The sequence below is a fragment of the Burkholderia sp. Bp8984 genome (assembly GCF_003853755.1).
Lineage (GTDB): Bacteria > Pseudomonadota > Gammaproteobacteria > Burkholderiales > Burkholderiaceae > Burkholderia.
This window is the reverse complement of sequence record NZ_QTQN01000029.1, coordinates 88,966-95,718: the sequence shown is the minus strand read 5'-3', so window position 1 is coordinate 95,718 and position 6,753 is coordinate 88,966. Positions and strand designations below refer to the sequence as shown.

Below are 6,753 nucleotides of genomic sequence, written 5' to 3'. Positions count from 1 at the left end.
GCCGTGCGTCGTTGCCTGCGGTGTTGCCAACCGCCTGCCACCGGCTGCCGCTCACCGCCCACTGCCCCCCGCCAACCGCCAACCGCCAACCGCCAACCGCGGCACTTCGCCGATGCCCGCACCCGACGCCACGCCACCGGCCGCAAAATCCTGTACATTGCGAGCCTTGTCCAGCCAGCTAGACGGAACGATCGCCGTGGCCCTGTTTTCTTCCGCCCGCCCGCCCCGAACCATCCTCGTCGCAGCCCCGCGCCGTATCGGCGACGTGCTGCTGACGACGCCGCTCGTGCGTTCGCTGAAGGCGCGCTGGCCCGATGCGCAGATCGACATGCTGGTGTTTCGCGGCACCGAGGGCGTGCTGGAGCACAACCCCGACGTGCGGCGCGTGATCGTCGTCGCGCAGCGCGCGGGGTTCCGCGAGCGGCTGCGCGATGCGCTGTCGATGTGGCGCCGCTACGATCTCGCATGCGCGGCACTGAGCTCCGACCGGCCGCGCTTCTACAGCTGGTTCGCCGGCCGCAAGCGCGTCGGTCTCGTCGATCCGAACCGTGTCACGTGGCTGACTCGAATGATGCTGAACGGCATCGCGATCAATCATCACGAGTCCGCGCATACGGTCGTCAGCACGCTCGCGCTCGCGCCGGTGATCGGCATCGAGCCCGTATCCGAGGTGGTCGCGCCGGGCATCGGCGACGATCCCGCGCGGCGCGCGCGTTTCGACGCGTGGCTCGCCGAATCGCCCGCGATCCGCGACGGCAAGCCGCTCGTCGTGCTGCATCCGTATCCGATGTTCCGCTACAAGCAGTGGCGGCTCGAAGGCTGGGTCGAGATGATCGAATGGCTGCGCGCGCAGGGGTTTGCGATCGCGCTGTCGGGCGGCCCGGCCGATCGCGAGCGCGAGTACGCGGAGCAGGTCGCGGCCGAGGCGGGCGGCGACGTGCTGAACCTGGTCGGCCGCCTCACGTTCGGCGAAAGCGCGGAGCTGGTGCGGCGCGCTCGGCTGTTCATCGGGCCCGATACGGGCGCGACGCACGTTGCGGCCGCGACGGGCACCGACACGATCGCGCTGTTCGGTCCGTCCGATCCGGTGCGCTGGGGGCCGTGGCCGCAGCACTGGCCGGCGACCGAGAACCCGTGGGCGCTGCGCGGCTCCGCGCGGCGCGGCAACGTATGGTTGCTGCAGGGCGAGGGCGATTGCGTGCCGTGCCGGCACGAAGGCTGCGAGCGCCATGTCGACAGCCACAGCGACTGTCTCGTCAATCTCGGCACGCAGCGCGTGAAGGCGGCGGCCGCCGAGATGCTCGGACTGAATCCGCCGGGCGCCGCCGACGCGGTCGTCGACACGTCGCGACTGCACCGCGCGCGCCCGGCCTGACGCGCGAAAGCCGTACGTTTCCTGAGTCGAAAAGCGGGGAGTGGCGACGCGGCGCCGCCGCGCGGCCGTGCTTCCGACAAGCGGCACGCATGCGCCGCCACTGAAGCCACTGAAGCCGTAGAAGCCGTAGCAGCCGTAGCAGCCGTAGCAGCCGAACCGGCGGCAGGCGGCAGGCGGCAACCCGCGCTGCCCGCCAGAGCGTCACATGATGCGTTACGCGCTGCGCCGGATCGCCGACGTTTCGCGCGGCAGCGCTTCCGTGCGCGTGCCGCAGCCGAGCAGGATCCCGGCAAGCAGCACCAGCAGGTGACCTTCGGCGAAATCGAGCAGCAGCGAATTCGCAAGGCTGCCGATCGCGAAGATCGCGAGCCACCCGAGCAGCACATGCCGCGAGCGCGGGTCGAGCGCGCGGCTGCCGCGCGCGATCTGCACGATCAGGTTCACGAACAGCAATACGCCGAGCGTGCCGAGCTGCACGGCCATCAGCAGGTATTCGTTATGCGGATTCGACGTGAGCTGGCCTTCGGCAGCCGTCTTGCCGGCCGTGAGCTTCTCGAACTCGAACTCGAGGCCGCCGGCGCCGTAGCCGATCACCGGGCGCTGGCGATACAGCTCGAGCCCCTTCTTGTACCACTCGAGACGCAGCCCGGTCGACGTGACCGCATCGGTCTGCCGATACTGCTGCACTTCCGACACGACCTTCACGAGCCGGCCGTTGTGCACCGTGCACGCGGCGACGACGAGCGCGACGCCGGCCAGGACCAGCGCCCCGGCGGCGAGCCCCGCGCGCAGCGCCGACTGGCGGCGCAGCAGCAGCACGAAGCGCACCGCGACGACAAGGATCAGCAGCAGCGCGATGACCTGCCCGGTGCGTCCCTGCAGCATCACGAACACGTTGATCAGCGACCATGCGGCCACGGCGGCATACGCGGCACGCGACAGCGCGGTGCGGGCCGACAGCGCGAGGTCGGCCGCCTGGTAGAACAGCAGCGCGCCGAACATGCCGGCCGCGATGTGGTTCTTGAACACCCAGGCGCGCGACAGCGGCAGTTCGCTCGAATGCGCGGGCCCGATCGCGGTCAGCCCGAGATAGTTCGTGGTCGACAGCAGCAGGATCACGCACAGCGTGCCGAACCAGGCGCGCCGCACGATCGGCGCCCAGTTCGAATGGCGGAAGGCCAGCACGGCAAACGGCAGCAGCAACAGCTTGTCGTACTTGGCGACCCAGTTCCACGCCTTCGGGTGCGGCGCGACCGTATAGGTGACGCTCGCGGCCAGTGCCGCGAGGATCAGGAGCGCCGCGAGCGACGCCGGTTCGGCGACGAACGTGCGCAGGTCGCGCCAGAATTCGGGGGAGATGACGAGCGCGGCCGCGAACAGCCCGCAGAACACGTTGGTCAGCGCGGTCGAGACGGGCACCATGCAGAGCGCGACGACGGCGAAGGCGCGGGCGGCGGTCAGGCGCCGCGAGGCGGGAGCGGAAAACGAAAGCATCGGAACCTGTCGAATGGACGAATGCGGCATGCGGGCACCGTGCTGCGCGCCGCGCGTCCCGGCGGCACCGCGCGGGACGAAGCGCGCAGTATACGCGAAGCCGCGGGCGTTTCCGTGCCGTTTCCGGGGTCGGGTCAGCTGAACGCGCGCTTGATCCGCGAGCGCAGCAGCGCACGCTTGAGGCGCCCTTCGACGGCCGGCGTGTCGAGCGCGACACGCGCGCCGGCCGGCTCGCCGCGATGCAGGTAATAGCGGTCGAACGTGGCCTGCGTCATGCCCCATTTGTTGAGGAACTGGCGGCGGCCGTCGTTCTTGACGATCTTGCCGGTGCTCTTCTGCTGGAAGTGATAGACGAGGCTGTCGCCCACGCCGAGGAAGATCCGGCAGCCGGCGTCCCAGAATTTCATCGAGAAGTCGTTGTCGCTGCTCATCCCCGGCGACAGCTCGCTGCTGTAGCCGCCGATGCGGTTCCACCAGTCGCGGTGCACGAGCGTCGGCGGCCAGGTCGAGCCGAGCCAGTCCGCGCGCGCGAGCCGCGGCGTGGCCGCGATGAGGCCGGCCGCGTCGAACTGTTCGGCGTCGCGGCCGAAGTTGCTGACGACGACGCACGGGTTGCGCGTGTCGACCGGCTCGACCATCGTGCCGGACAGCATGAACAGGTCGGTCGGCATCTGCTCGATGCGCCGCACGAGCGCCGCGTCCCAGCCCGGGCAGCAGTACATGTCGTCGTTCATGTAGACGACGTAGTCGCGCGTCGCGCGGGCGGCGGCCAGGTTCACCGCGTGGCAGATGCCGATGTTGGCCGGCGACGCGGTGTGCTCGATGCCTTCGCTGCGCACCCAGTCGAGCGTGCCGTCCGCGCCGTCGTTCACGTGCACGATGATCTGGTGGTCGTACGCCGAATGACGGCGCAGGCTGTCGACGACGAGCTTGAGGTACGGCAGGTTGTTCCAGGTCGGGATGATGATGGAGAACATGGCGGTCGGATTCGGTGGTCGTCGTATCGGCGGCGCGCAGCGCTGCGCCGTGTGCTCGGGCGCGCATGGCGCGCGGGCAGCCCGGCATTGTAACGCCGGGCCGGCCGCATGCCGGCGGCGTCAGGGTGGCGGCAGGGCGGGCGCGCTCAGCGGGCCGCTTCGTGGCCGAGCTTCAGGAACCGGTAGTAGACGGTTTCCGCGTTGAACACGGCGATCATGAAGCCCGCGCGGCCGTCGAGAAACCCGCGCCGCAGCACGTAGGTCCGCACGAACGCCCATGCGCCGCGCGCGAGCGCCTTGCCGAAGCCGCCGCGCTGGCCGGCCGCGCGGCGCTGGCGCGCGCCGGCCGTCGAATACGCATCGAGCTTGCGCACGACGGTTTCGAAATCCTCGTATGAATAGTGCATCAGCTTGCCCGGCAGCCGCTGCGCAGGGGTGTCGAAGACGAGCCGCTCGTGCACCAGGTCGTCGGAGAAGCGGGCGGTGCCGCGCCGGAACAGGCGCGGCACCCAGTCCGGATACCAGCCGCTATGGCGGATCCACTGGCCGCAGAAGCTCGACAGCCGGTCGAGCGCGTAGACCTGCGCGGCCGGCGTGCGGATGGCCGCGCGGATCGACTGCGCGAGTTCCGGGCTGACTACCTCGTCGGTGTCGAGCGACAGGATCCAGTCGGTGTCGAGCGCGTCGAGCGCGCGGTTCTTCTGCGGGCCGAAGCCCGGCCAGTCGCGCTCGACGATCACGCGGGCGCCGTGCGCGCGGGCGATCTCGACCGTATCGTCGGTGCTGCCGCCGTCGATCACGACGACGTCGTCGGCGAAGGTCAGCGCGTCGAGGCACTGCGCGAGCCGCGCGGCCGCGTTGAGGGCGATGAGGGCGACGCCGAGGGTGGGTTCTGCCATGAAATCGTCGAAAAGGCGGAGAAAACGGTGAGCGGCAGTATACCCGCGCGCAGGCAGGAGGCCGCTTCGGCGACGGCCATGCCGGCGGGGGCGGTCCAGCTATAATGTTGGGCCTTTTTCGGCACCCGCCGGACGGGGCGAATTCCGGGCAGTCACGCCCCGGGCGCCGCGTCGCGGCTCAAGAAGGATTGCCTTGGAAACCCAGAACACTCTTCGCAAACCGATGGACGGCACCGGTACCTCGCCGCTCACGGTCCTCAAGCGCCTGTGGCCGTACATCCGGCCGCTCATCGGCATCGTGCTGCTCGCCGTGATGACGATGGGCGTCGTCGCGGCCACGGAAGCCGGGATCCCGGCGCTGCTCAAGCCGCTGCTCGACCACGGCTTCGGCTCGCACGGCAGCGACAGCGCGAAATGGTACGTGCCGATCGCGGTGATCGGCCTCGCGCTCGTGCGCGGCGTGTCGCAGTACACGTCGAATTACCTGCTCAACTACGTATCGAACCGCATCCTGCTGCAGCTGCGGCTCGAGATGTTCCAGCGGATGCTCCACACCGGCGCGTCGTTCTTCCAGCGCGAGACCGCGAGCACGGTGATCAACGCGATCGTGTTCGAGGTCAACCAGATCCTGTCGGTGCTGACCGGCGTGATGGTCACGCTCGTGCGCGACTCGCTGACCGTGGTGTTCCTGCTCGGCTACCTGTTCTACCTGAACTGGCGGCTCACGCTGATCGTCGCGGTGATCCTGCCGGGCATCGGCTGGCTCGTCAGCAAGATCAACCGCCGCCTGCGCCGCCTGAACCGCGAGCACCAGACGCTGACCAACGAGCTGTCGTACATCGTCGAGGAGACGGTCGGCGGCTACAAGGTCGTCAAGGTGCACAACGGCGAAGCGTACGAGATGGACCGCTTCACGACGATGAGCAAGCGCCTGCGCGGCTACGCGATGCGCATGACGATCTCGGGCGGGCTCGCGCAGCCGCTGACGCAGTTCCTCGCGTCGATCGCGCTCGCGGTCGTGATCACGATCGCGGTCGTGCAGTCGACCAACGACCAGACGACGGTCGGCGGTTTCGTCGCGTTCGTCACGTCGATGCTGCTGGTGATTTCGCCGCTCAAGCACCTGATCGACGTCAACCAGCCGCTGCAGCGCGGGATGACGGCCGCCGAGCTGATCTTCGGGCTGATCGACGAGCCCGCCGAGCCACAGGGCGGCGGCCGGGCGCTCGCGCACGCGCGCGGCGAGATCGAATTCCGCGACGTGTCGTTCGACTACGGCGCCTCCGAGCGGCCGACGCTCGACCGCATTTCGTTCAAGGTCGCGCCGGGCGAGATGATCGCGCTCGCGGGGCCGTCCGGCAGCGGCAAGACGACCCTCGTGAACCTGCTGCCGCGCTTCTTCGATCCGACGGGCGGCGCGATCCTGGTCGACGGCGTGCCGGTGGCCGACTACGACATCCACGCGCTGCGCGGCCAGATGGCGATGGTCAGCCAGGACGTCGTGCTGTTCAACGACACGATCGCCGCGAACGTCGCGTACGGGCAGACGCCCGACCGCGCACGCGTGCAGGCGGCGCTCGAGGCCGCGAACCTCGCCGACGCGGTCGCCGCGATGCCCGACGGGCTCGACACGCTGGTCGGCGGCAACGGGATGCGACTGTCGGGCGGTCAACGGCAGCGGCTCGCGATCGCGCGCGCGATCTACAAGGACGCGCCGATCCTGATCCTCGACGAGGCGACTTCCGCGCTCGATTCGGAATCCGAGCGTCACGTGCAGGCCGCGCTCGAGCGGTTGATGGAAGGGCGCACGACGCTCGTGATCGCGCACCGGCTGTCGACGATCGAGCGCGCGGACCGGATCCTCGTGCTCGAAGCCGGCAAGATCGTCGAAGAGGGCAGCCACGAAGAACTTCTGCGCCACGGCGGGCTGTACGCGCACCTGCACCGGATCCAGTACCAGCAGCAGGCGGCGTGACACAAAGTCGGGTCGCACCCGTGTGCTAGTCTT

At 69.4% G+C, this 6,753-nt stretch carries 5 protein-coding genes; 2 read left to right on the top strand and 3 right to left on the bottom strand.

All coding sequences use genetic code 11. The features are described from left to right. Nucleotides 1-196: 196 nt before the first annotated feature. Complete coding sequence (locus DID98_RS26135; RefSeq protein WP_124571651.1) at nucleotides 197-1,375, top strand: glycosyltransferase family 9 protein; 1,179 nt, start codon at nucleotides 197-199, stop codon at nucleotides 1,373-1,375. Between the two features lie 213 nt (nucleotides 1,376-1,588). Here the strand turns inward: DID98_RS26135 and DID98_RS26130 are convergent, their stop codons facing one another. The 3 genes from DID98_RS26130 to DID98_RS26120 all read right to left on the bottom strand — a co-directional run bounded on the left by DID98_RS26130 (nucleotide 1,589) and on the right by DID98_RS26120 (nucleotide 4,745). Next, entirely contained in the window at nucleotides 1,589-2,869 is a 1,281-nt protein-coding gene (locus DID98_RS26130) for an O-antigen ligase (RefSeq protein ID WP_124487203.1), read from the bottom strand. 134 nt (nucleotides 2,870-3,003) lie between these two features. Further along, the gene (locus tag DID98_RS26125; protein ID WP_124571650.1) at nucleotides 3,004-3,846 is read right to left on the bottom strand and encodes a glycosyltransferase family 2 protein; all 843 of its coding nucleotides are present in this window, start codon (nucleotides 3,844-3,846) and stop codon (nucleotides 3,004-3,006) included. A gap of 146 nt (nucleotides 3,847-3,992) precedes the next feature. Then, a complete protein-coding gene (locus DID98_RS26120; protein WP_124487204.1) occupies nucleotides 3,993-4,745 on the bottom strand; it encodes a glycosyltransferase family 2 protein in 753 nt (250 codons plus the stop codon). A 223-nt stretch (nucleotides 4,746-4,968) separates the two neighbouring features. Here DID98_RS26120 and msbA point away from each other — a divergent pair, with 223 nt between their 5' ends. Beyond that, nucleotides 4,969-6,720 (top strand): lipid A export permease/ATP-binding protein MsbA, encoded by a 1,752-nt coding sequence (gene msbA, locus DID98_RS26115; RefSeq protein WP_260426288.1) that lies wholly within the window; start codon nucleotides 4,969-4,971, stop codon nucleotides 6,718-6,720. Nucleotides 6,721-6,753: the final 33 nt, after the last annotated feature.